We start from the raw sequence: 24706 nt of genomic DNA, 5'->3' as shown, positions 1-24706 counted from the left end.
GATGGTGCCGTAACGCTATAAGTCATTGAATATGCTATATTTATGTTACTGGAATCGTTTCAAGTAACGTTTCATATGACTGATATCCTGCATATTCTCCGGCTGGCGCGCGTGTTGTCGGGCGCCGACCTGCTGCTACGGCTGCAAAAAAGCCGCCCGACGCTCAGTCGCGCCACCATGATGCGCATGGTGCGCGAGCTTGGCGACCAGGTGGTGGTGCGAGGCGCTGCCCGCCGCACCAGCTACGCGGCACGCCGCCCGCTGCGCGGTAGCGCCGAATCGCTGCCGGTGTACCGCATCGACCGCAAGGGACGCGGCGAACAGATCGCCATGCTGGATCCGATCTATCCGGCCGGCTGCGCGCTGCGCTACGAACAGCCGCTTGAATGGCCGCTGGCGCCCGAGATGCGCGACGGCTGGTTCCCCGGCCTGCCATATCCGATGGATGACATGCGGCCGCAGGGCTTCCTGGGCCGTAACTTCGCGCGCAACTATGCCAGCCTGCTGCAAGTGGGGCCGGATCCGCAGAAATGGCCCGAGGACGACATTCTTTACATGCTGGCGCACTTTGGCCACGACACGGCCGGGAATTACATCATCGGCGAGGCGGCCTATCGCCGCCACCTGGAGGCCATGCAGCACAGCGCGGCGCCGGCGAGCGAAGCGGGCTACCCGGCTTTGGCCGCCGCCGCCATGCAGGCCGGTGACGCCGGTTCGTCGGCGGGCGGCGAGTTCCCGAAATTTACCACCTTCCGCGAACATGAAGGCCATCGCGCCCACGTCATCGTCAAATTCTCCGGCAACGACCATACGCCGGGCGTGCAGCGCTGGGCCGATTTGCTGGTGTGCGAGCATCTCGCACTGGAAGCTGTCGCCACGGAATTGGGGCTGCCTGCGGCGCGGAGCCGCATCTGCCGCGCGGACAACCGCACCTTTCTTGAAGTAGAGCGCTTCGACCGCCACGGGGAGTTCGGCCGTTCCGCCGTCTGTACCTGGGCCGCGCTGGACGCCGCCTTGTTTGGCATGGCGGGCGAGAACTGGAGCCGGGCCGCCGCGCGCATGCGGTCCGGCCGCTACATCAGCGGCGATACACAGCAGCGCATCAACCGCCTGTGGTATTTCGGCCGCCTGATCGCCAACAGCGATATGCATGAGGGGAATCTGGCCTTCGTGCCGGGAGTGGAAGAGGGGGCGCCGCTGGAACTGGCGCCGGCCTACGACATGCTGCCGATGCTGTACGCGCCGGTGCGCGGCATGGAACTGCCGCAGCGCGAATTCGCGCCTTCGCTGCCGCTGCCGGTGGAGCGCGATGACTGGCTGGCGGCGGCCGATGCGGCGCTGGCCTTCTGGCACACGGCGGCGGCGGATGAGCGCATCAGCGCCGGCTTCCGCGCCGTCTGCAAGGCTAATGGCAAGGAGTTGAGGCGTCTGCGGAGGCTGGTGGCGTGACTGGTGTGACCGATAGCGGCAGCTGGGAGTAGACTTTCACGCAGTTGCGGCCTGCGCGCTTGGCGGCGTACAGGGCTTCGTCGGCGCGGCTGTAGGCTAGTTCAAAGCTGGTGCCTTGCGCGTTCCAACTGACGCCTACGCTGGCCGTGATCTGACGGTTGATCGGTGCATCGAACACCTGGTCGGCGATGGCGTCGCAGATGCGCAGCGCCACTTCCTTCGCTTCATCGGCGGAGGAAGTCGGCCACACCACCGAGAACTCCTCGCCGCCCACGCGACCGATCGCCACGCCGGGGCCGAGCAGCGCCTGCAGGCAGGACACCACGGTGATGATGACGGCGTCGCCGGCCGGGTGGCCGAAATCATCGTTAATCCATTTGAAGTGATCGATATCCAGCACGATCAGCGCCATGTCGCCCTCGGCTAGCCGCGCCGAGGCGTGATCGATGACGGCCGCACGGTTAAGCGCTCCGCTCAGCGGATCGTGGGTGGCGCGGTATTCCAGCTGCTGCGCCAGTTCGTGCAGCTGGCGGTTCATCTGGTTCATGTCCAGCTCCGCGCGGTCGCTGCGGCGGATCAGGCGGCGGCTTTCGCGCATCAGGCGCTCATAGTGGACGATCAGTTCAGCCAGCGCTGCCCGCGAGTCGGCGCGCGGATCGTCGTGCGCCGCCTTGGCATTGGCCAGCGCGGCGCTTTCCAGCGCAAACAGGTCGGCGTCGGCCATTGGCTTCATTAGTTGCTCACTGCGTGGTCGTGGAAATCGAGCGCACCGAAATCATCCTGCAGTTCCTGGCCGAATTCGAGGATGGTGTCGTCGTCTTCGTCGTGATACCAGTTAAGGCGCACGTGGTTGCCGGCCATTGCCGCATTGTTCAGCGCTTCAAAGAACGTGAACAGCATCTTGGTGCTGGAGCTGTTGAAGTAGGCCAGCGATACATTAACGGTGATCTCGGCCTCCTTGCAGCCATCCAGCCACGCCTGCACGCGGGCGATGACGGGGCCGTAGAATGCGGCGGCGTTCTCCGGATAGGACTCGCCCTTGATCGACAGCGTGTGCTGTTCGAAGCGGAAGTCGATTTCCGGCGAAGTGGGTGAAGCGGCGATAAACAGTGGTTCCATTGTCGTTCTCGTTATTTGATTCAGATAATCGCTTTGATGCAGAAGATGGTGGCGTCCGGATTGTGTGCGTCCGCGACGAATTCGAATTCCAGCGGTTCGCTGGCGTCGCGCGCCATCGTCAGGAAGCCAAGACCCGCGCCTTTGCTGTCGGCCGGGGTCTCGTCGCGCAGGGCTTTTTTGTAGGCCGACTTGATCTCGTCGATTGTCATGGTGTGCAGCGGTTCCAGGCGGCTGCTGATGCGCTCCACATTGGCGCTGTCGACCGGATTGGCGCACAGCAGGAAGAAGCTGTCGCCCTTCATGCCGATGCAGAACGAGCCGCGGCGGATCTGGTTCTCGGCCTGCTCATCGGGCGTGAGCGAGTCGGACGAATAGTGCATGATGTTCTGCGACATTTCGACAAACGACGAGAAGATGCGCCGGCGCGTCGGCCCGGCCGCACCGGCAACGTCGAGGCGCGCCTTGATGGTCTCCGAAATGGCGGCCACCACGTGCTGCGAGAAATAGCCCACGTAGAAAAAGATGATATGGCGCTTGCGAGCCACGTCAAAGAAGTCGTTGAATTCTTCGTACAGCAAAACAGGATCCTCTCAAGGACGGAAACAGAAAAAAGTCAGGTCGTCGCGGCGCGGTTGTTCGCCTTGCCACGCCTGATAGTCATCCAGCATGGCTTGCGATACGTGGCGCGCGCAGTCGGTGCGATTGGCCAGCAGCACATCGCGCATGCGGCGCTTGCCGTAGGCGATGTCCTTGGCGCCGCCGATCTGGTCGATCAGGCCATCGGTGGTCAGGAACAGCAGGCTGCCTTCCGGGATGGCGATGGTCTTGTTGGTCCACTGGTAGCCCAGCGGTGTATCGGTGTAGCCGACGCCCATGCGTTCACCGTCCACGGTTTGCACGGCTTGCTGGTCCGGGTCGAGCTGGAACAGCGACAGCTTGGCGCCGGCGAAGCTCAGTTGACGGCTGGCGTTGTCGAACCACAGGAAGGCAGCGTCCATGCCGTCGTTGGATTCGGCGTGGCCGTGGCCTTCCACTTGTCCCAACATGCCTTTGACGCCGCGATTGACTTCCGCGATCAGGCGGGCCGGATCGCGTGGGCCCAGTTGCTGCAAGGCCTGCGTTAAAGTGGACGACGAAATCAGCGTCATGAACGCGCCCGGTACGCCGTGGCCGGTGCAGTCGGCGATGGCGGCGAACCAGCCGTCTTCATAGCGGGCGAAGTGATAGAAGTCGCCGCCCACCACATCGCGCGGCTGCCATTCAAGGTGCGCATCGTCCAGCGCATCGGACAAGGCCAGATTGGAAGGGCGCAGCAGCGAACGCTGGATCACGCTGGCGTAATCGATGCTGTGCATGATCTGGCGGTTCTTCTCGGCCTGCATATTGGCCACCACGTTCATCAGCTGCAGGCCGAAACCGACACCGGCCAGCGTGCCATCGCGGGTGACGATGAAGCCGTCGGCCAGCGCTTTCTCGCCCGATTCAACCGCGCGGAAGGTCAGCGCTTCAATACTCATGGCCGCGTCGACGATCAGCGGCTCCTTGTCCATGAAAGCGATGCAGCTCTTTTTCCCATACAGCTCGTGATAGAAGGGCTTGGACATCTGCGACATGAAGATGTTGCGGCTGATGAGGCCTATCGGCCGGCCGCCTTCGATCACGGGCAGGCTCATTAAATCGCGGCGTTCGGTGAACAGTTCCAGTACAGCGAAGTTGGTGGCGTCGGACAGTACCGATACAGTCTCCACACACAGGTCGGCGGCAACGGACAAGCGAAAACGGGGCAGGTGCAAACGAGAGGCATTGAACTCCACAGCCGGGAACCTTTTATCAACACTGAGGTCTGCATGCTAATGAGAAATTGTTACCTCCTCATTACATCTTAACCGTAAGAAAATACTGTTGTCGTAATTGCCTTGTGGTAACGAGGGCGTCATATTCGGTGTGTACATTGGTGAGTATTCGTGCATGAGGCACTTTTACTTTTTTGACCAAGGCTTATGAAATTCCCTCAATTGAATACGGGTATGCGTGTGGTGGCGTCGTTCGCGCTGCTGTTGTTGGCGATGGCGTGCATGTCGGGCGTGTCGCTGTGGCGGCTGCAGTCGGCCAATGACACCGCGTCCAACCTGGTGAACGAAAAACTGGCGCGCCAGCAGCTGACCTCTGAGCTGCTGGGCGTGACCGAACTGAATGGCTTGCGCGCGATGTCGATCGGCCGCAGCGACAGTCTGGAAGTGTCGGATATCTTTCAGGCGCAGCTGAACACCGGCGAGAAAGTAGCGGCCGAGATGGAACGCAAGCTGGCGGCGATGCAGGCCTCGGGCGATGAGGCGGCGCTGCTGCGCGTGGTGGCCGAAAAGAAGACAGCCTTCCTCGCCATGCGCGGAGAGCTGTTCAAGTTCAAGGACAGCGGCCGCATACAAGAGGTGAGCGACCTGCTGGATAACAAATGGCCGGGCGTGTTCAAGGCCTACACCGGCGCGCTGGGAAAACTGCTGGCGTATCAAACACAGCAAGCCAGGGCACTGGCCGAGCAATCGGCCAGCCAGTTCCAGGGCAGCCGCGCGCTGTTGATTGGCCTCGGCGTGGCGACGCTGGCGCTGGGGGCCGTGCTGGCGCTGGCGCTCACCCGCAGCATCGTGCGTCCGCTGACGCAGGCGGTGGCGCTGGCCGAGCAAGTGGCCGGCGGCGAGCTGCATGTCGCGATCACACATGGCCGCAGCGATGAAATCGGCCAGCTGTTCGACGCGCTGTCGCACATGACCGGCCGCTTGGCCGATACCGTGGGCCGCGTGCGCGATGGCGCGGTGGCGATCGACTCGGCCTCGCGCGAGATCGCCAGCGGGAATATGGAGCTGTCGCGCCGCACCGAACATCAGGCGGGCGCGCTGGAAGAAACCGCGTCGGCGATGGAGGAACTGACGGCGGCGGTGAAACAGAACAGCGGCAACGCGCGCCAGGCCAACCAGCTGGCTATGTCGGCATCCGAAGTGGCGGGCAAGGGCGGGGCGGTGGTGACGGAAGTGGTGCAGACGATGGCCAGCATCAACGAGTACGCGCACAAGATCGTCGACATCACCAGCGTGATCGACGGCATCGCGTTTCAGACCAATATCCTGGCCTTGAATGCGGCAGTGGAAGCGGCGCGCGCCGGTGAGCAAGGTCGCGGCTTTGCCGTGGTGGCAGGCGAAGTGCGCAACCTGGCGCAACGTTCGGCCGAAGCGGCCAAGGAAATCAAAAAGCTGATCAACGACTCGGCCGAGCGCGTGGCCAGCGGCAGCGAACTGGCTGAAACGGCCGGCGCCACCATGAGCGAGATCGTGACCAGCGTGCAGAAAGTCACCGCCATCATCGGCGCCATCAGCGCGGCCAGCGCGGAGCAGGAGCACGGCATCGAACAAGTCAACGCCGCCATTAGCGACATGGACGACGTGACGCAGCAAAACGCCGCGCTGGTGGAGGAAGCCGCCGCAGCCGCCGCCGCGATGCAAGCGCAGGCCCGCGAACTGGCGCAGCTGGTCGGCTCCTTCAAGACCGATCACCAGCAAGCCGTGGTCCAGCACCTGCCACAGCGCGCAATATTGGCAGCACCGGAACAAGCGGAGCTGCGCCGCGCTGCCTAAATTATAAGAGCCGCTAGTCGTTCTCACAGTTTATGCAAATTAACGCGCAGCATAGTGAGCTGCCACATGGAAGTCTATCCATGTGCATGGCGCATGTGGCGCACGACCGATGGATCATCGCGCGTCACACTGCGCCACATGCGGCGGGCGCGATGGCGTAAGGATTGAGACATGACCTTGTGCGTGTACATGTGCTCCAGTTCATCCACGAACAACGGCAGCAGCCGGGGTTTCTCATCGAGCCAATTCATCGCCTTGTCGGGCCAGTAGTCGGAGTAGCAGCTGTGGAAGACGTACTTGATGAGCATCGTCAGCGGGAACTGCTGAATGCTTGATGCGAACTCCGGCGCCAGGTGGACTGCCGCGCTGAGGTGCTCATCAAACTCGCTGACCTTTAATTCCAGCAGAATCATAATGAGCATGCATGGCTCTTCGTTAGAAAAGAAGATTGGCTCTTCATCCCGGAGTCGCGTGCACCAGCCATCAGTCTTGTGCACACCGATGACCTGCTGGTTGCGCGTAAATAGCCAACAATATGACTGTTCAATAGTAGGCGCCATCAATGCGACTTTCATATCTTCTCCCAATGATTATGAATGACTGGGTAACCGGTCCGCATCGATAACCACAGGCGAAATTGGTCGCGGACAGCAGGAGTCCAATCCCAAGAGCGGCCGCTAACTGCTCATGCCAGGAACCATCCAAGTGCACATGGCGCTTTACGACTCCTGTTACCAGCCGATTGCTTTCGGGAGCGTACACAAATTCTACGCCTCCTTCTTTCGGATAGTAGTTCTTTAGGGCTGCCACAGAACTCGTATCGGTAATGCCAATACTGCCGGGCAGCGGCCCCGAACCGCCTGTGCCGGGCCAACCTTGGATCTTGGTGATCGCTTTCATCATGGGCCTATGCAGCGAGGACTATTTTTCTATTTTGTCCTGAGGTCGCTTGCCCGTGATTTGACCTGCCGCAAAAGATTTGGCGGTGCGCTTTGACCTAAGTGAGCGAGCAGGAAAAGGTCGACCTCACGGCCGACCTGCACACGCTATAGCGGCTTACAGCTTGTACGAGGCCTGGACTGAAATCGCGCGTGGCGCCATTGGCAGGTCGTAGGGCAGGGTCAGGCCTGGTGCGGGGCTTGGTTCGCGTACGTCGGTGTTGAACACGTTGCGCAGTGCGGCCGAGAAGTTCCACTGCCTGCGGCCGTTGCGAGTGGCGACGGTCAGGTCCAGGGTGGTGTAGTCGTGCAGCGGCGCGCGTGCATCGCTGAAGGCGCGTTTGCGGCCTGCTACCCAGTTCACTTGCGCGCTCGATTGATAGCCGCTGGCGAAAGCCCAATCCGCACGGCCGTACAGGTGGTGGTGCGGCGCGTAGCCGGCATCGGTGTGGTTGGTTTCATCGGTCGAGCGTTGCCATGCGTAGTTGCCGCTCAGTTGCAGCTCGCGCGTAACGGTCCAATTGGATTCCACTTCCACGCCATGCCCGTTCTGGTTCCCGGTGTTCATGTAGGTGGCGCCTGTGCCCACCAGCGCATTCGGCACGGTGCGGATGATGTCCTTCATGTGATAGCGGTAGAAGGTCAGGTTCACGGTTGCATTGGTGCGCGCCTGCCACGCGAACGACAGTTCGGTGGTCGTGTTCCGTTCCGGCTTGAGATTCGGATTCCCCAGCGCCACCGGGTTGGTGATGCCGTAGCTTTCTGCGAATGCCGGGGCGCGGAAGGCGCGGCCGTACAGCAGCTTGGCGGTCAGGTCGAAACTCGCATCCCACACCAGCGCCATGCGCGGATTGGTGGTGCCGCCGAAGTCCGAGTACTGGTCGTGGCGCACGCCGGCGGTCAGGTTCCAGTCGGCGGCGAAGTTCCATTCGTCCTGCAGGTAGATGTAGTCGATCTTGCGCCGTTGCGGGCGGATGAACGGTGTGGTGTCGGTGGTCTCCACCACCGACGGCAGCGGGATCGGCGTGCCGTTGGCCGCGTAGTTGAAGTTGCGATACTCGCGCACGCGGTACATGTCGATATCGTCATGGCCAGCACCGAGGCGCAGGTGGTGGCCCGGCACGCCGCTGTAGTCGGCGTAGCCGGACAAACGGTACGCGCGCTCCCACGCTTCCGGCGCGGCGATCATCCCGTCCGGGAAAGCGCCGGTTGGAAATACCAGGCCCGCCGGCAGCAGCCGATATAGCGTCGGCATCTCCTGCGAATACTGCTGCGTGCTGATGCCGGCGCCCAGCCCGAGATCGCGCGCGAATTGCGGCTCGGCCCATGCGAGGCTGCTGGTGATGCGTTCTCCCTGCTGGCGGCCGACCGGGTCGAGCGCGGAGGCGATGCCGGCGCCGGTGCCCATGTCGTAGCGGTACTTGTAGCCGAAGCGCGCGCGCCACTGGCCGTAGACCAGGTCCAGGTTGGCGTCGACGGCTTTGTATTGCGTGTTGAGTTCTCCGGGCGCCAGCGAAGCGTGGGTGCCGAACAGTTTGTCGTTGCGGCTTTGCGCATCGGCCTCGATGGTGCGGTGGAAGCCGTCGGTCGAGCCCACGCGCAGGTAGGCCGCGACGTCGATCGTACCCAGTTTGCCGCCATGCTGCACCCAGCCGTCGTACGTGCCGAAAGAGCCGGCGCGTGCGCCGACCTCGGTGCCTGCCGCTTCATTCGGGCCTTTGGTAATGATGTTGATCACGCCGGAAAAAGCATCTGAGCCATACAGCGCCGAGCCGGGGCCGCGAATGATTTCAATCCGCGCGATATGCTCGACCGGATAACCGGCCCAGATATTGCCCTTGTTGCCGATGTAGGCGGTGGTGATCGGCACGCCGTTTTGAAGCATCAGGATTTGCGGCCCGTAGGGGCTGACGATGCCACGCACCACGTACAGCGGCGAGTAGCTGTTCGGCGTGCGGTTGATGTGGATGCCGGCCACGCTTTCGAGGATGTGGTCCAGGTCCGTGGCGCCCATCGCAGCAATGTCGGCGGCCGTGATGACCGACGCCACCGCCGGCGCGCGGCGCAGCGCCTGCAGGTTGCCGGTGGCGATGCTCACGCTGTCGCCGGCGCCGTAGACCAGCGCCAGTTCGTCGTCGTCCGTTCCCGACGAGGCGCCATGCGCGGAGGCGATCAATGGCAGGGTGAGTGCCGCTGTTGCGTACAGCCGCTGGGCGCTCGACTTGTTCAAGATGCTATCTCCCGGTTTATTCTTTTTTGTGCTCGTCTTGCGAAATCTTCGAACTGGTCGGCCGGAATGGCGGGACTCAGGTGGTAGCCCTGCATCATGTCGCAGGAGCGGCGCGCCAGGAAGTCCAGCTGCGCATCGGTCTCCACGCCTTCTGCCACCACGTGCAGGCGCAGGCTGTGGGCCAGCGCGATGATGGCGCTGACGATGGCCGCATCGTCCGGATCCTGCGGCAGGTCCTGCACGAATGAGCGGTCGATCTTGATGATGTCGACCGGGAAGCGCTTCAGGTAGGACAGGGACGAATAGCCGGTGCCGAAATCGTCGATCGACAGCCGCACGCCCAGTTCGCGCAGGCGGTGCAGCGCCGCCAGCGTGTCGTGCGCGTTTTCCATCAGCGTGCTTTCGGTGATTTCCAGTTCCAGCAGGTGCGGTGGCAGGCCGGTGTCGGCCAGCACGGCTTCCACCGACGCGGCGAAATCCTTTTGCAGCAGCTGGCGCACCGACAGGTTGACTGCCACGCGCATCTCCGGCAGGCCGTTGCGGATGAATTGCTTGAGCTGCGCGCAGGCGGTGCGCAGCACCCAGTCGCCCAGTTGGTTGATGATGCCGGTTTCCTCGGCGAGCGGGATGAATTCCGCCGGCGCGATCATGCCGCGCACCGGATGGCGCCAGCGCACCAGCGCCTCCATGCCGATGATGCGGCCGCTGGTCACGCAGGCCTGCGGCTGGTAATGGACTTCCAGCTGGTGCTGCTGTTCCATCGCGCGCCGCAGGTCGCTCTCCAGCCGCACGTGTTCGGAGATGGAGTGCTCCATCGACGATTCGTAGAACTGGAAGCCGGTGTTGGTGCGCTTGGCGCGGTACATGGCGCTGTCGGCGTGCTTGACCAGCGCGGCGACGTCGCTGCCGTCATGCGGGAACATGGCGATGCCGACGCTGGCGGTGACGAAGATTTCGTGGCCGTCGATGGGGAAGGGCACGGACAGGGAGCGCACGATGTTGTGCGCTGCCGTCGCCGCTGCCGCCGGGTTGTCGAGTTGATTGAGCACCACGGTGAATTCGTCGCCGCCGAGACGCGCCACGGTGTCGTCCGAGCGCACGGTCTGGCGCACGCGCTGGGCCACCGCTTGCAGCAGGCGGTCGCCGACGGCGTGGCCGAGGTTATCGTTGACGTATTTGAAGCGGTCCAGGTCCATGAACAGCACCGCCACTTGCTGCTCGTTGCTGCGTGCGTGGTCGATGCTCTTGGCCAGCAGTTCGAAGAACAGCGTGCGGTTGGGGAGACTGGTCAGCACGTCGTTGTAGGCGAGGTGGCGGATGCGTTTCTCGGCGCGATTGGCTTCGATGATGCGGCGCACGCGCTGCGACAGCACGGCGTAGTGGATCGGCTTTGGAATGTAGTCGCTGGCGCCGGCGGCGAAGGCGCGTTCCACTGAGGAGTTGTCCTGCAGGGCGGTGATCATCAGCACCGGGATGTCGGCGCCGTTGGGCAGTTCCTGCATGCGGGCGCAGGCCGTGAAGCCGTCCATCACCGGCATCATGGCGTCCATCAGGATCACGTCGGGCTGGAAGCGGGTCAGCATGGACAAGGCTTGCTGGCCGTCCGAGGCCTCTTCCACGCGGAAGCCGTCGCGCTGCAGAGTGTGGCGCAGCGTGCTGCGGGTGCTGCGGTCGTCATCGACCACCAGCACTTGCGGCAGGTCGTCGCCGGGGCGCAGGTCGTCCGCATCGGTGTAGCTCAGTTCCACGCGCAGGAAGGCGGCGACGGCCCGGTATTGTTCGTTCAGCGGCTGCAGCAGCGGCGCGATGCGCTCCGGCTGCCCGGCAGCGGCCAGTTGTTCCGCCTGCAGCGCCAGCTGCGCCAGCGCTTCGGCGCCGAAGTTACCGGAGGCGCCTTTCAATGTATGGGCGCGAATACGGGCGGCTTTCATGTCGCCGCTGCGAACTGCTTGCGCCAGTTCGTCGAGGCAGGCCGGCATGTCTTCAAGATAGGGCGTGACTGCGTGCGGCAGCGAGTCGCCCAGCACTTCGCGCAGTTTGTCGAACACGACCAGGTCGACCGGGGCTGGGCCGCCGGTGCTGGAGCGTGGCGGGAAGGCCGGTGCGCCTGCCGCGTGCGAGGTCGCGCCGCTGCTGGCGCGGCCGCCGGCAGGCGCTGCGTTGCCCGCGCTGGCGTTGGCGGCAGGGGACGCCGCGACAGGGGCGGCATGCGGCAGCCATTTTTCCAGCTTGTGGCGCAGCTCGACCAGCGTGATAGGCTTGGCGAGGTAATCGTCCATGCCGGCCGCCAGGCACTTCTCGGCATCGCCGGCCTGCGTGTTGGCGGTCATGGCGATCAGCGGCGTGCGCCGGCCCAGTGCCTGCTCCAACAGGCGGATATGGGCCGTGGCTTCATAGCCGTCCATCTCCGGCATGCTGCAATCCATCAGGATCAGGTCAAAGCGGTCGCGCTGCGTTGCTCTCACAGCTTCCACGCCGTCGGCGGCGAACTCGCATACGCAGCCGTTCATGGCCAGCATGCCGGCTGCCACCATCTGGTTGGTGCGGTTGTCTTCCGCGATCAGCACGCGGTACTGGCGCTCCGGCATTGGACGCGGCGGCGCGTGCAGCACCGTGGACTGTACGACTTGCGCGGGTTGCACAGGCTGCGCCGGATGGCAAGGGATCGAGAAGTGGAAGGTGGTGCCGCTGCCGGCCGCGCTTTGCACGCTGATCTCGCCGCCGAGCAGGTCCGCCAGCTGTTTGCAGATCGCCAGGCCAAGGCCGGTGCCGCCGAAGCGGCGCGTGGTGCCGGGATCCGGCTGCGAATAGGCCTCGAACAAATGGCGCTGCACTTCAGCGCTCATGCCGATGCCCGTGTCGCGCACTTCGAAGCGCAGCTTGAGCGGATCGGCCGCCGCCAGCGACACGCGCAGCGCCACTTCGCCGCGCTCGGTGAATTTGACGGCGTTGCCGGTCAGGTTGATGAGGATCTGGCGTACGCGCAGCGCATCGGCGCACACGCGTTCCGGCACGTCGCTGTCGACAACCCAGCTGACGGTCACGCCTTTTTGCTGCGCCGGTCCGGCCAGCAGTTCGGTCACTTCCGACAGCAGGGCGGTCAGGCTGAACTCCGTTTCTTCCAGCGTCAGCTTGCCCGCTTCCATTTTGGAGAAGTCGAGGATGTTGTTGATCAGGGCGATCAGCGTGCGCGAGGAATTCCAGGCCACGTCGACGAATTCCTGCTGGCGTTGCGTGAGGCGGGTTTCCTTCAGCATGTCCAGCATGCCGACCACGCCGTTCAGCGGCGTGCGCACCTCGTGGCTGACGGTGGCCGCGAACTGCGCCTTCATCTGCGCCATGTTGACGGCGGCCGCCTCGCGCTGTTCCAGCACATTCATCATCTGGTTGAAGGCCTGGCCCATTTCGATCAGGTCGCGCGGGCCGTCCGGCGTGGCGCGCATGCCGGATTCGCCGGATTCCGCACGCCGCATCAGGCGCGAGAGGGCGTTCAAAGGCGTCAGCATGTGACGCGTCAGGAAGCGCGCCAGCACCAGCAGGATGACGGCGAACGACAGCGTCAGGCCAAGGTTCCCGAGCAGCAGGGACCAGGTCAACTTGTTGAGCGTGGCCTTGGACAGCTGCACATGCACGTAGCCGAGTAGCTGCTGCTGGTTGTCCTGCAGTTCGAACGGGCTAGCCTCGCCCTGGCCGCCGTAGACCGGTGCTACAAACACCCAGCCGTCCGCATTCTCGCCGGCCATGCCCGCATGCGACGGCGGCATGGCGCCGAAGATCGCCGGATCAAGTTTCGCGCCGCCCTGCGCGCGCGACAGCAGCACCTTGCGGCGCGCATCCATGATCTGCAGGCCTGCCACATCCGGGAAGGCCAGCGTGGCGCCGACCACGTCGCGGGCGTTTTCGACCGAATGGAACAATAGCGCCAGTGTGCTTTGGCGCGCCAGGTTGTCGGCGATGCGCTGGCCCTGGCCGATGAAGTGGTCGCGCATGCGCGAGTTGGCGGCCCAGGCATTCATCAGCGCCGAAAACACCGCCAAGCTCAGGATCCCGGCAGATACCATGATGGTGAGCTGACGCTGGAATCCGGTACGGCGTAAAAAATGTCGGAACATGGTCGTCTTGCTCAGGGTTGTGGGTACACGAAATCGAAGCTGCGCTGCTGCAGCGCCCCGAGATTAAGGCCGATATGGCTGGCGGTGCGCAGGTTGATCGCGGTTTGCAGTTCGCGCAGCGGCACCAGCGGACGGCGGCGCACTTCGCCGGCGATCACGCCCATCGCGGAAGCGGCCAGCGTGCGGCCCAGTTCCACGTTATCCGGCACCATCGCAAACAGCGCGCCTTTTTTCACGTGCAGCACATTGCTGGAAAAGAGCGGCAGGTTGCTGTTCCAGGATTCGCGCAGCACCAGCGGCAGGATGGTGCTTTCCTCCACCGTGGTGCTGTCGTGCGGCAGCCAGATGGCGTCGTGGCGGTTGTCGGCGGCGGCGATCAACTGGCTATACAGCTTGGCGGCGCCGGCCAGGTCGGCCGCCACATGGGCCGACAGTTCGATGTTCTGCGCCTTGGCCGCTTCGCGCGCGAGCTTGATCAGCCACTCGGATTTCTGCGGGTTGTAGACCACCACGATGCGGCGCAGCTCCGGCAGCAGCACGCGCAGGCGCGAGAACAGCATGGCCGGATCGGGCGTCATGCTGATGCCCGTGACGTTTTCGGATTCCGACAGCAGCAGCACGCCGCCGGCCAGCACCGAGATCTCGCGGTCGAAACCGGCGGTGGCGTTCAGGCCCTGGCGGCCCAGCGCGATCACCACCTTGGTGCCGCTGCGTTTGAGGGTGTTATTCAGTTCGGCGGTGTCGACGCGCGGGTCGACCGGATAGCTGCGCACCTTGAATTTGATGCGCTCTTCTATGCCCTGGATCATGGCCAGGAAGGCGGAGCGGAACGGCTCTTCCACATTCGGATAGACCACCGCGATGCTGCCTTTGTTGAGCGAGGCTTGCAGTTCGGGGCGGCGCAGCTGGTCTTCCAGCTGGGCGAGGGTGACGGGACGGACGTCCGGCCGCAGTGGCGCGGGGATGGTGACCACGTCCAGTGGTTCGATCAGCATGCCGCTTTCGGCGGCAGAGGCGGCTACTACAGCGCTCGACTGCAGGACGGTGCCGGTAGCTTGCGCGGCGCCGCCCGAGATCAGCAGCGCTACCGCAGCAAACAGGGCAATTGTAATTTTTTTCATCAGGCTATCGGTGCGGCATCCGCGAGCGAACAGCGCCCTCAAGATGCTTTCATAGTATAAGTCGAGTCTTTGCTAAAACGGAAAGAAAATCAGGCACATATCGTTGTTGGCGGACGACAGTGGTAGCGCTTCCACATGGTATAAAATGGGTCTTTCAGGAAACACTTGATCGAATATCTTCATGCCAGCCGCCAAAACGCCGATCCGCACGCCGCCCATGTTCAACCTTGCGTGGCCATTGTTGGTCGAGCTGGGGCTGGCGATCGCCTCCAGCGTGGTCGGCACGGCGCTGGCGTCGCGCATTTCGGATGCGGCCGGCGGCGCGTTCGCCATCGCCAGCCAGGTGTCGGCGGCGCTGTTCATTTTGTTCCGCATCATCGGCGCCGGCGTCAGCGTGGTGGTCACGCAGAACCTGGGCGGCGGCCAGCGCGAAGCGGCCAACAAAGTGGCGTGCGCGGTGGTGGGCGCTAGCACCTGGCTGGGCGCCGTCACCGGTTTGATCGCCATGCTGGGCGCGAACGGTTTGCTGCATCTGCTGAACACTCCGGCCGAAGTATTCCCGCTGGCCGCGCCGTTCCTGGTGGCGCTGGGACCGGCCATGCTGTTCGACGCGTGGAACGCATCGATGGCCGGCGTGATGCGCGCCCACCTGCGCACGCGCGACACGCTGGTGGTGCTGGTTATCATGCACGTCAGCCATCTGCTGATGGCGCTGCCGCTGATTTATGGCTGGGGGCCGCTGCCCGCACTGGGCTTGCCCGGCTACGCGGTGGCGCTGGCGGTAAGCCGCATGATCGGCCTGGCGCTGCATTTGCTGATGTGGCGCGTGCACTTGCACATTGAGGTCCGGCGCGACGACTGGTGGCGGCTGCCGCGCCGCGAACTGGCGGCGGTGCTGCATATCGGCTTGCCGGGAGCGGCCGAGAATATCGCGTGGCGCCTGGCCTTCATGGTCAGCGTGGCGACGGCGGCGGAACTGGGCGCGAAAGCGCTGGCCACGCAAGCTTATGTGCTGCAGCTGATGGGCGGTGTGATGATGTTCAGTATCGCCACCGGGCTGGCGGTTGAAATCGTGGTCGGCTACCTGATCGGCGCGGGACAGCTGCGCGAGGCGCACCGGGTGGTCAAGCGCGCGCTGGGACGCGGGCTGGTGGTGTGCCTGCTGATTGCGGCGCTTGCCGCAGTGTGCGGCCGCTGGCTGCTAGGCTGGTTTACGCAGGATGCGGAGATTCTCGCGGCCGGCGCCACGCTGCTGTGGATTACGGTGGTGCTGGAACCGGGCCGCACTTTTAATCTGGTGGTGATCAATGCGCTGCGCGCCGCCGGCGACGCGCGCTTCCCGGTGATGGCGGGCGCGTTCTCGATGTTGTTTGTGCTGGCCGGCGGCAGCTGGCTGCTCGGCGTGGTGCTGGGCTGGGGACTGCCCGGCGTGTGGATCGCCTACGCCGCCGATGAATGGATACGTGGCCTCATCATGTGGCGGCGTTGGCAAACCCACGCCTGGGTACCGCATGCGCGGGTCTCGCGCAAGCGGCTGCGGCCTGCCATTGTGGTGGAAGGCTAAGCGTTGTTACTGCACGGTGAGGATGACCTTCACGCTGTCGTCCACCGCTGACTTCTCGATGTAGCCGATGGCGCTGGTGTCGGAAGCCACGGCTTTCTTCACCTCCGCGCTGGAGCCGTACTCCTTGGGCGCGCTGGCCTTACCCGTGAACACCAGCTTGGACCAGATGGCCTTGACCTGCGTGCTGTCCTTGTCCAGCACCTTCTTGTAAAACTCGTTGCGCAGCGCGCCGTCGGTGTGTTCGACGGGTGTGAACAGCGTGGATTTACCGAGGAAGAACTGGGCCGCCTGTTCGCTGAACATGCGCGTGGCAGGATTCTTCGGATTGACGATGACGACGATTTCCGCCGCCACCACCGGGGCTGCGGCCAGCCATACGCCGGCTGCCAGCAGCAGCGTGCCGATAGTCTTATGCATGGCGTTCTCCTTAGAAGACGAAATCGATGCCTGCGGCATACACGTTGACGGAGCTACCGGCAAAACCAGGTTTGGCGTTGATGAAGTAGCCGCTGCCATCACGCGTCTTGATGCGGTCCATCTGGATCTTGAACGCGGCGGACTTGTAGAAGTCCCAGCGCAAGCCGATCGCGGTGGTGGACTGCAGGCCGCCTTTCACCGCGCCGTTGATGACGGCGGAGAGCGGCGCCAGCGGGCCGGTGGTGGGCAGCGTTTCGAAGCTGCGGCGGCTGTCCTGCTTCACATCGCCGTGCGACACGTAGGGCACGAACTTGCCATAGCGGTAGCCGAACATCACGTACCACGAGCTGGTGTCCTGCACCAGGCGGGTGTCGGTCTTGCGCTTGGCGTATTCGGCCTGGCCGATGACGTTGTTGTAGTCCATGCTGATGCCGGCCGAGTTGAAGGTGCCCTTGACGTCGGTCAGCGGCAGCTCGGCGGCGACGGCGCTCAAGCCCGCACCCTTGACCGTGGCCACCAGCGTATTCAGGCTGGCGTTTTCAAACAGGCCGAAGGTAGCGCGCGAGTGGCCGAGACGGTAGGTGAACGGGCCGTTTTCCAGAACCACCTGGGTCGATATCACCGGCTTGAATTCCAGGTAGTAGTTGCCCGGCGCGCGCACCTTGGTGCGGCCCACAGCGGCTTGCGCTGTGATGGTACTGTCGCCGAAACTGTGCTGGTAGATGATGTCGCCGCCGTCCGCATTGTCGGCCGTGACTTGACGGTACACTTCATTCGGTGGGCGCAGCATGATGTTGGCGTAGCCGACGTTGCGCACGTCCGAGATCATGTACACCGGCAGGCCGATACGGCCGAGGCGCAGCGAGAAGTCATCGTTCAGGCGGATCTTGGCGAAGGCCCACGCCAGTTCGGCGCCGAATTGGTCGTTGTTGCCGTTCTTGCGCACCAGTCCTTGCAGCGTGAAAGACACGCTGTCGCTGTACTTCGCAGTGGCTTGCAGACCGAGATTGGAGTCGACGCCGGGGCGGGCGTCCTTGCCAACGCCGGCCGCCTGATTGACACGGTTGAATTCCGCCTGGTCGGTATTGGTCATGGTCAGGGCGCCGGTGCCGAAACCGCTGACGGTGATGGGCATGCCGTCCTGCGCATACGCGTTGAAACTACTGAGGATTGCTAACGTGGTGATGGCGAGCGTGGGTTGTTTCATCGTGTCTCCCGTCCATGAGTTATCGTTGTTGGTGCTGCCCTCGCAGTATGGGCGCTTTTACGGCCCATGTCACAAATCCGTTGCGGAATGGCAACGACTGGCAACGTATGCCTTACCTAAAGGGCGTCTGCGATATTCACGGCAATGCGCGAGCGGCCGAGCTGCGTCTGCATGACACAATTGCGGCCGGCTCCCTTGGCGCGGTACAAAGCCTGGTCGGCGGCGCGCAGCAGCGTTTCCGGGCCTTGCTGCTCGCCGGGGATGATGGACGCCACGCCGATGCTGACGGTGACGCAGCCGAGCGGCGCGCGGGCGTGCGGCAGGGCCAGCGCCTGGATGCTGGCGCGGATCCGCTCGGCCAGCTCCGCCGCCTGCGCCGCGCTGTCGAGCGGTGCGATGAAGGCGAATTCCTCGCCGCCGTAGCGTGCCGCCACATCGGCTGCGCGGTGGACGCCGGCTGCCAGCATGCGCGCGACCTGGCGCAGGCATTCATCTCCGGCCTGGTGGCCGTAGTGATCGTTATAGAGCTTGAAGCAGTCGACGTCCAGCATGGCCAGCGCCAGCGGTTCGCCGGCGCGCTGGGCGCGACCCCACTCGCGCACCAGCGCTTCGTCGAAACTGCGGCGGTTGGCCAGTCCGGTCAGGCCGTCGGTGGCGGAGAGCGCCGTGAGCTTGCGGTTGGACTCTTCCAGTTCCTGCGTGCGGCGCGCCACCAGCGCCTTCAGTGCGCGGGCGTTCCGGGTCAGTGCCCGTACACGCATCCGGTACAGCAGCGCGGCTGTAGCAATCAGCAGCAACGCTGCACCGGTACGGAACCACCAGGTGTGCCAGTACGGCGGCGTGACAGTGATGGGCAGGACCAACTCTTCGCTGACCATGCCCTTGTTGGTGTAGGCGCGCAAATGGAAGCGGTAGTCGCCCGGCGGCAGGAAGGTGAAGCTGGCGATGGGCTGGCTGGCGTCGGTCTGCACCCATTGCTTGTCCAGGCCCTCCATCCAGTAGGCGTAGCTGTTGCGCTTGGGCGCGGCGTAGTGCAGGGCGGTGAATTCCAGCGTCAGCATGGTGGCGGTCCACGGGATGGTGAGCGCGCGCGGCGCCGTCACCGGGCCTTCCAGCAGCACGTCTTTCATGCGCGGGCCGTGGCTGAGCGAGCGGTCGTAGATGCGGATATCGCTGATGGCCGCCAGCGGCACGGTCGGTGTGCGCAACGGCAGTTCCGGATACACGGCGGTGATGCCGGTGGTGCCGCCGAAATACAGCTTGCCGTCGCTGGCGCGCGCGGACGAGGCTTGATACAGGCCGTCGGTCAGGCCGTCGTCGGCGGCGTAGTGGGTGAAGGCGCCGGTGTTGGGATCGAGCCGCGACATGCCGCGCACGGTGCTGATCCACAGGATGCCGGCGGTGTCGCTTTCGATCGACTCGATCAGCACCGGCCCCGGTTCGCCAGGACCGGTGTAGCGCTTGAAGGCGGGCTTGCCGTCCGGCCCCGGCACCATGCGATTCAGGCCGCGTGAAGTGCCGATCCACACAGTGCCGTACAGGTCTTCGTACAGGCAGGTGATCTTGTCGCTGCTGATGCTGTCGGTGCGCAGCGGGTCGTGGCGGAAGTGCTGGAAGCGGCCATCGTCGCCACTCATCATGTCCAACCCGGCGCTGCGGAAAAATTCACCGACCCAGACCCGCCCCTGCGAATCTTCCAGCACCGCGCTGGCTTCGTTGATGGCGCGGCTGTGCGGCTGGTCCTCGACGTGGACGTAGCGGCGCATGGCGCCGCTGGCCGGATCGTAGCGCATCAGGCTCGCGCCGGTGCCCAACCACAGCACGCCGCCGCGTCCCGGTGCGATGGCGTTGACGAAGTTATCGGACGGGACCTCGAACAGGATGGAGGCCAGCTTGCCGCCCGGATGATCGAGCCGGTTCAGGCCCTTGGCCGTGCCTATCCACAGCGGGCCGTTGTCCGGCTGCTGGTACAAGCTGTAGACCGAGTTGTGATTCAAGCCGCCCGGTTTTCCGGTGGCCGTGTAGCGCTGCAGGATGCGCTTGGCGGCGGGATCGAACAGCAGCACGCCGCCGTCGACGCCCAGCCACACCTGTCCGTGATCGCCCGCCGCCATGCTGCGTACGAAGTTCGACGATGGAAAGCTCTCCGGCGCCACGTCGCGCGGAATGATGCGTTCCAGCCCGTAGTTCCCGAGGTTGGCGCGCACCACGCCATCGGTGAAACTGCCGACCCACAGCGTGCCGTTGCGGTCCTCCATTGCGGTGTTGATAGCGTTGCTGGGCAGGCTGTGGTTATCTTCAGCGCGGTGGGTATAGGTCTGCACGTGCTGCATGTCGCGCGTCCAGCGCATCAGGCCTTCGGTGCGGGTGCTGATCCACACGTTGTGGTGGGTGTCGAAGTAGATGCTGTTGACGCGGCCGGTGGCGACGTCGAGGTGCTGGCGGTCGCCCCACGGCGTGCCGTTCTTCCACACCACCAGCCCGGCGTCGGTGCCCATCCACAGGCGTCCGTCGGGCGAGAAGCGCATGGCGCGCACGTCATTGAGCTTGGCGTCCGGCTGCTGTTCGCTGTCCAGCCGCAGGTGCGTGAAGCCTTGCGCGTCGGGCGCCAGGTAACTCAGGCCACCGGGCCAGGTGGCGGCCCACAGGCCGCCGGCCGGATCAAGCGCAATGGCGTTGACGTCGTTGTAGCGCAGCGCATCGTTGCGCGCCGGGTCGGCCCGGTAGATGCGGAAGGCGCCGGTGGCCGGATCGAAGTGCTGCAAGCCGCCCCACGTGGCCAGCCACAGACCGTTGGCGCCGTCGCCGATGATGCGCCGGATGATGCGCATATTGCGCTGCACGCCATCGGGCTGGAAACGCTTGAAGCTGTTGGTCTCCGGCTCGAAGCGCGCCAGCCCTTCGTCGGTGCCGACCCAGATGCGGCCCTGGCCGTCCTCGTGCAGCACGCCGACGCGGCCGGCAGGCAGGGTGGCTGGATTGGCGGGATCGTTGGCGTAGCGGGTGGCGCGCCGGCCGTCATAGCGAAACAGGCCGCCTTCCACAGTGCCGATCCAGATGTAGCCGTGCCTATCCTGCAGCAGCGACATGATCGATTGGCTGTCCGACCCGAGCGACTCGATCGCTTCAAAGGTCAAGGGCAGTCTGGCTGGCGTGGCGGCACGGCAGGGCGTGAGCAGGCAGGCCAGTAAAATACAACAAGTTGAAAATCCCGGCGCGCGCATCGATATGGAGACATTTGGTGAGTATTACATGCTGAGTCGACTATCTGCGAGCGCATAGCAAACGTCAACACATTTCTCGCGACTGTGGCGCGGCCACCATATTCAGGAGCGGGCGGCGGCCTTTTGCGCGGACGGCAGGTTGCGGGCGATGACGCGCAACATTTCGTCGACGTCAATAGGCTTGGCGATGAAGTCATTCATGCCGCAGGCGATGCATTGCTCGCGCTCGGACTCCATCACGCCCGCCGTCATGGCCAGTACCGGCAGGTGCAGGTCCAGTTCCTTGCGGATCCTGGCGGTGGCTTCAAAGCCGTCCATCTCTGGCATCTGCACATCCATCAGCACCAGGTCGTAGCGATGGGCGTCGGCGCGCAGGTGATCGACTGCTTCGCGGCCATTGCCGACGGCGTCCACCACCGCGCCGGCGTAGGTCAGCATGCTGTTGGCCACCAGTTGGTTGACCGGATTGTCCTCCACCAGCAGCAGGCGCACGCCGTCCAGGCGCTGGCCGCCGCTTTCCACATCGGCCACCGGTGCATTGCCGATGCCGGTGCCGGTGCCGGCGCTCATGGTATCGCGCACGCTGGCCTGTGCTTGTTGCAGGGTTTCGGCCAGACGACTGATGGTGACAGGCTTGAGCAGCATGGCGTCGGCCGCCGCCGCGCCGTCGGTGTGCAGCAGCTTGCCCTGGCCGAACACGCTGGTCATCAGGATCAGCGGCACGCGCGGCATGGCGGCGATGGCGGCATCGGCGCGGATGGCCTGCAGGGTGGCTGGGCCGCACATGCCGGGCATGCTCCAGTCGACCAGCACCGCGTCGTAGCGCACGGCGTGATTGCGCAGCAGTGTCAGCGCCTGTTCGCCAGAGGCGGCGCTGTCGCAGCTCCAGCCGCGCGCGCGGATGCTGCGGCACAGGCAATCGGCGCTGCCGGCATCGTCGTCCACCACCAGCAGATGTTGTACCGGGCCCAGTGCAGGCGAGCTGTCGGCGCTGGCCTGCAGCGGCACGGTCAGCATGAATTCACTGCCCACGCCCGGCGTGCTGCGCACGTCGATGGCGCCGCCCATCAGCGCGGCGATGCGGCGCGAGATGGCCAGTCCCAGCCCGGTGCCGCCGAAGCGGCGCGTCATCGAGGCGTCGGCCTGCGAGAACGGCGCGAACAACTGGGCCAGGTTGTCGGCGGCGATGCCGATGCCGCTGTCGCGCACCGTGAAGCGCAGCGTGGCCGGGGCCTGCGCCAGTTCCACCAGCACCGAGACCGAACCTTTTTCGGTGAACTTGATGGCGTTGCCGACCAGGTTGACCAGTACCTGCTGCAGCCTGTGGCCGTCGCCGAGCAAGGATTGCGGCACGCCCGGCTCCACGCCGATGGCAAGTTCAAGATCCTTCTCGCCGGCGTTCACGGTCATGATGGTGGCAGCCGCTTCCAGTATGGCCGACAGCTGGAACGGCGCCGGCGACAACTCCATGCGGCCGGCTTCGATCTTGGAGAAGTCCAGCACGTCGTTCAGGATGCTGAGCAGCGAATTGCCGGAAGAGCGGATCATCTCCACGTATTTCAGCTGGTCCTGCGATAACGATGTGTTACTCAATAAGTGGGTCATGCCCAGCACGGCGTTGAGCGGCGTGCGGATCTCGTGGCTCATATTGGCCACGAACTCGCTCTTGGCGCGGCTGGCCGCTTCGGCCTGATCGCGCGCGGCGATCAAGGAGCTTTCGGAATCGCGCAGGGCCCCGGTCATCTGGCGCGCCAGCGCGGTGGCATAGGCCTGGCGCGCGGTCAACGCGCGCACCACGCCGAAGAACAGCAGGCTGATAATCACACCGGCCAGCAGCACGATGTGCGATTTCTGGCGGTCGATGGCGTTTTCGAACGAGGGCTGCGACGTGAAGCGCAGCGTCCATTGGTGGTGCAGCAGTTCCAGCGGAATGGTGCGCAGGTAGGGGTTCGGATACTGCTGTGCATCCGCCGCTTCGCGTTCGTTGGCGTACAGCAGCGCTTCCGGCGCGGCGGCGGCGCCGTCGAAAATCTCGATCCGCACGGTGCGGTCGGCGGGGCCGAGCAAGTCCTGCATCAGTTCATCGGCGCGGATCGGGCTATAAGCAAATCCCTGCAGCGCCGCCATGCGCTGCGCTTCGCTGGCGCCGGGGCGCAACTGCGCCTGTTTGCGGTAGACGGGGAAGTACATCAGGAAGCCGGGCAGGCCTTCCTTCAGCTCATCCTGCACCAGCACCACCTTGCCGGTCATGGCCGGCATGCCGCTGCGCGCCGCCTGCAGCAGGGCATTGCGCCGCATCGGCTCGGACATCATGTCGTAGCCGAAGGCGCGCAGGTTGCGGCCGGAGAACGGTTCGAGGTACATCACCACCACCGACATGCCGTTGTCATTGGCGCCGTGGTTGTTGTTCCAGATGCGGAAATCCTCGTAGCCCTGATTGCGGATATCGTGCTCGGTGGCGGCGCGCTGGTCGGCGCGCAGGAACATGCCGTAGCCCAGTCCCATCACGCCGGGGAAATTGTTACGCAGGTCCATGCCCTCGACGAAGTCGCGCCACTGGTCGCGGGTTGGATCTTGCTGCGCCTTGAACAACGCCTGCGCGCCGCGCAAGCCGGATTCGTACAACACCATGCGGCGATTGATACGCTTTGCGATATCGGCGCACTCGGCGTCGAACTGCTCCTGCGCGCGCCGTTCGGTGCTGACCGACAGCAGGTGCCATACCGCGACCGTCAGGCCGACGCCGATCAGCAGCGTGGCCCACTGCGCGGCGCTGTAGCTGACCGCGCCGTCGCCGGCGCGTTTGCGTTCGCTGGCGTCGGCGCACAGCACCATCGAGATCAGGCTGCACAGCATAATGAAGCTGACCAGCGCGATCAGCGCGTCGTTCAGCGTGCCGACCGCGAACGGCCCGCGTCCATTGATGGTGCCCATCACCGCGCTGCCGGCGGCGATCACGCACACCGTGCTGGCGCCGCGCAGGCCGTGGCGGTAGGACGACCATGCAATGGCCAGCACAAACAGGTAAGGCAGCCATCCGAGTCCGTCCTGATAGGAATAGCGGCGTCCAAAAACCGCAGCGGCCAGCAGCGCCAGGGCGAACAGCGAGGCGGCGATTTCCAGCGCGCCGCGCCAGCTCCAGCGCGGCCGGCGGCGCACGCACCAGATCAGGATGGCGGGACCGAACAGCAGCACGCCGGCGGTATCGCCGACCCACCAGGTCAGCGCGACGGTGTTGAAGGCGGCGGCCGGCGCAAGGCCGAGCAGCACCAGCGTGCTGCTGCCAATGCCTGCACTGACGGTGCACATGATGGCTGCCACCAACGCGAATTTGTAGACGTTCTGCTGCTGCCCGATCGGCTGCTTGACGTCGAAGTAGCGCCGCACCAGCCACACACCGGCCAGCGCTTCTAGCGTGTTGCCGCTGGCGATAAGCAGGGAAGCGGCGACAGTATCGCCGCCGAAGGCGACGCCGTTGGCCTGGAAGGTGGCCAGGTTGGCCAGCAACGCCCCCATGAAGATGGCCGGCCAGGCGCGGTAGCCGATCAGCAGCAGCGCGGCAAAGGCGATGCCGGACGGCGGCCAGACCGGCGTCGCATTGGTGTGCGCGAACGCCAACAGCAGGCTGGCGCAGGCAATCACAGCGTAGCACAGCGTAAGAAGCATCAACGCGCGCATGGCGGGTTCGTTGGGGTTGTC

At 64.5% G+C, this 24706-nt stretch carries 17 protein-coding genes; 4 read left to right on the top strand and 13 right to left on the bottom strand.

The features are described 5' to 3' along the window. The first annotated feature begins 75 nt into the window (after positions 1–75). Entirely contained in the window at positions 76–1449 is a 1374-nt protein-coding gene (gene yjjJ, locus BMZ70_RS05885) for a type II toxin-antitoxin system HipA family toxin YjjJ (RefSeq protein WP_092271193.1), read from the top strand. Here yjjJ and BMZ70_RS05880 read toward each other — a convergent pair. Genes BMZ70_RS05880 through BMZ70_RS05865 form a run of 4 tightly spaced genes read right to left on the bottom strand, consistent with a single transcriptional unit; the run spans position 1406 to position 4361 of the window. Continuing rightward, the gene (locus BMZ70_RS05880; RefSeq protein ID WP_092277594.1) at positions 1406–2173 is read right to left on the bottom strand and encodes a GGDEF domain-containing protein; all 768 of its coding nucleotides are present in this window, start codon (positions 2171–2173) and stop codon (positions 1406–1408) included. The genes yjjJ and BMZ70_RS05880 overlap by 44 nt on opposite strands. Positions 2174–2181: 8 nt before the next feature. Then, positions 2182–2568 (bottom strand): DUF1987 domain-containing protein, encoded by a 387-nt coding sequence (locus tag BMZ70_RS05875; protein ID WP_092271190.1) that lies wholly within the window; start codon positions 2566–2568, stop codon positions 2182–2184. A 20-nt stretch (positions 2569–2588) separates the two neighbouring features. Then, positions 2589–3146 carry a SiaB family protein kinase gene (locus BMZ70_RS05870; RefSeq protein ID WP_092271187.1) on the bottom strand — a complete coding sequence of 186 codons (558 nt, stop codon included), beginning with the start codon at positions 3144–3146 and terminating at the stop codon, positions 2589–2591. A 12-nt stretch (positions 3147–3158) separates the two neighbouring features. Next, positions 3159–4361, bottom strand: coding sequence for a SpoIIE family protein phosphatase (locus BMZ70_RS05865; RefSeq protein WP_092271184.1), 1203 nt, complete (start codon positions 4359–4361; stop codon positions 3159–3161). Between the two features lie 207 nt (positions 4362–4568). Here BMZ70_RS05865 and BMZ70_RS05860 point away from each other — a divergent pair, with 207 nt between their 5' ends. After that, positions 4569–6194: a methyl-accepting chemotaxis protein gene (locus tag BMZ70_RS05860; protein ID WP_092271181.1), complete on the top strand. Its 1626-nt coding sequence runs from the start codon at positions 4569–4571 to the stop codon at positions 6192–6194. Positions 6195–6268: 74 nt separating this feature from the next. Here the strand turns inward: BMZ70_RS05860 and BMZ70_RS05855 are convergent, their stop codons facing one another. The 5 genes from BMZ70_RS05855 to BMZ70_RS05840 form a co-directional block, all read right to left on the bottom strand. Next, entirely contained in the window at positions 6269–6769 is a 501-nt protein-coding gene (locus tag BMZ70_RS05855; RefSeq protein ID WP_092271178.1) for a hypothetical protein, read from the bottom strand. After that, positions 6738–7097, bottom strand: a complete 360-nt coding sequence (locus BMZ70_RS27900) for a hypothetical protein (RefSeq protein WP_130300892.1) — start codon at positions 7095–7097, stop codon at positions 6738–6740. The genes BMZ70_RS05855 and BMZ70_RS27900 overlap by 32 nt, the downstream gene beginning before the upstream one ends. 153 nt (positions 7098–7250) lie before the next feature. Next, positions 7251–9362 carry a TonB-dependent receptor plug domain-containing protein gene (locus BMZ70_RS05850; protein WP_092271175.1) on the bottom strand — a complete coding sequence of 704 codons (2112 nt, stop codon included), beginning with the start codon at positions 9360–9362 and terminating at the stop codon, positions 7251–7253. Next, the gene (locus BMZ70_RS05845) at positions 9359–13474 is read right to left on the bottom strand and encodes an EAL domain-containing protein (protein ID WP_092271172.1); all 4116 of its coding nucleotides are present in this window, start codon (positions 13472–13474) and stop codon (positions 9359–9361) included. Before BMZ70_RS05845 ends, BMZ70_RS05850 begins: the two co-directional genes overlap by 4 nt. 11 nt (positions 13475–13485) lie before the next feature. After that, positions 13486–14595: an ABC transporter substrate-binding protein gene (locus BMZ70_RS05840; protein WP_092271170.1), complete on the bottom strand. Its 1110-nt coding sequence runs from the start codon at positions 14593–14595 to the stop codon at positions 13486–13488. A 181-nt stretch (positions 14596–14776) separates the two neighbouring features. On the opposite strand from BMZ70_RS05840, the gene BMZ70_RS05835 reads away from it, so the two are divergent. Further along, complete coding sequence (locus tag BMZ70_RS05835) at positions 14777–16159, top strand: MATE family efflux transporter (RefSeq protein ID WP_092271167.1); 1383 nt, start codon at positions 14777–14779, stop codon at positions 16157–16159. A 6-nt stretch (positions 16160–16165) separates the two neighbouring features. On the opposite strand, the gene BMZ70_RS05830 is transcribed toward BMZ70_RS05835, so the two are convergent. The 3 genes from BMZ70_RS05830 to BMZ70_RS28545 all read right to left on the bottom strand — a co-directional run bounded on the left by BMZ70_RS05830 (position 16166) and on the right by BMZ70_RS28545 (position 20872). Further along, positions 16166–16576, bottom strand: coding sequence for a type 2 periplasmic-binding domain-containing protein (locus tag BMZ70_RS05830; protein ID WP_092271164.1), 411 nt, complete (start codon positions 16574–16576; stop codon positions 16166–16168). A gap of 10 nt (positions 16577–16586) precedes the next feature. After that, positions 16587–17783 (bottom strand): hypothetical protein, encoded by a 1197-nt coding sequence (locus BMZ70_RS05825; protein WP_165403520.1) that lies wholly within the window; start codon positions 17781–17783, stop codon positions 16587–16589. 116 nt (positions 17784–17899) lie between these two features. Continuing rightward, positions 17900–20872: a ligand-binding sensor domain-containing diguanylate cyclase gene (locus tag BMZ70_RS28545; protein ID WP_165403521.1), complete on the bottom strand. Its 2973-nt coding sequence runs from the start codon at positions 20870–20872 to the stop codon at positions 17900–17902. On the opposite strand from BMZ70_RS28545, the gene BMZ70_RS28540 reads away from it, so the two are divergent. Next, on the top strand, positions 20871–21065 hold the full coding sequence (locus tag BMZ70_RS28540; RefSeq protein ID WP_165403522.1) for a hypothetical protein: 195 nt from the start codon (positions 20871–20873) through the stop codon (positions 21063–21065). The genes BMZ70_RS28545 and BMZ70_RS28540 overlap by 2 nt on opposite strands. A 44-nt stretch (positions 21066–21109) precedes the next feature. Here the strand turns inward: BMZ70_RS28540 and BMZ70_RS05815 are convergent, their stop codons facing one another. Further along, positions 21110–24685 carry a CHASE domain-containing protein gene (locus BMZ70_RS05815; protein WP_092271159.1) on the bottom strand — a complete coding sequence of 1192 codons (3576 nt, stop codon included), beginning with the start codon at positions 24683–24685 and terminating at the stop codon, positions 21110–21112. Positions 24686–24706: the final 21 nt, after the last annotated feature.

This window comes from Duganella sp. CF402 (assembly GCF_900109645.1).
In the GTDB taxonomy this organism is placed as follows: domain Bacteria; phylum Pseudomonadota; class Gammaproteobacteria; order Burkholderiales; family Burkholderiaceae_D; genus Rugamonas.
Note: the sequence above shows the minus strand (reverse complement) of the source record. Positions and strands in the feature narration are given on the sequence as shown.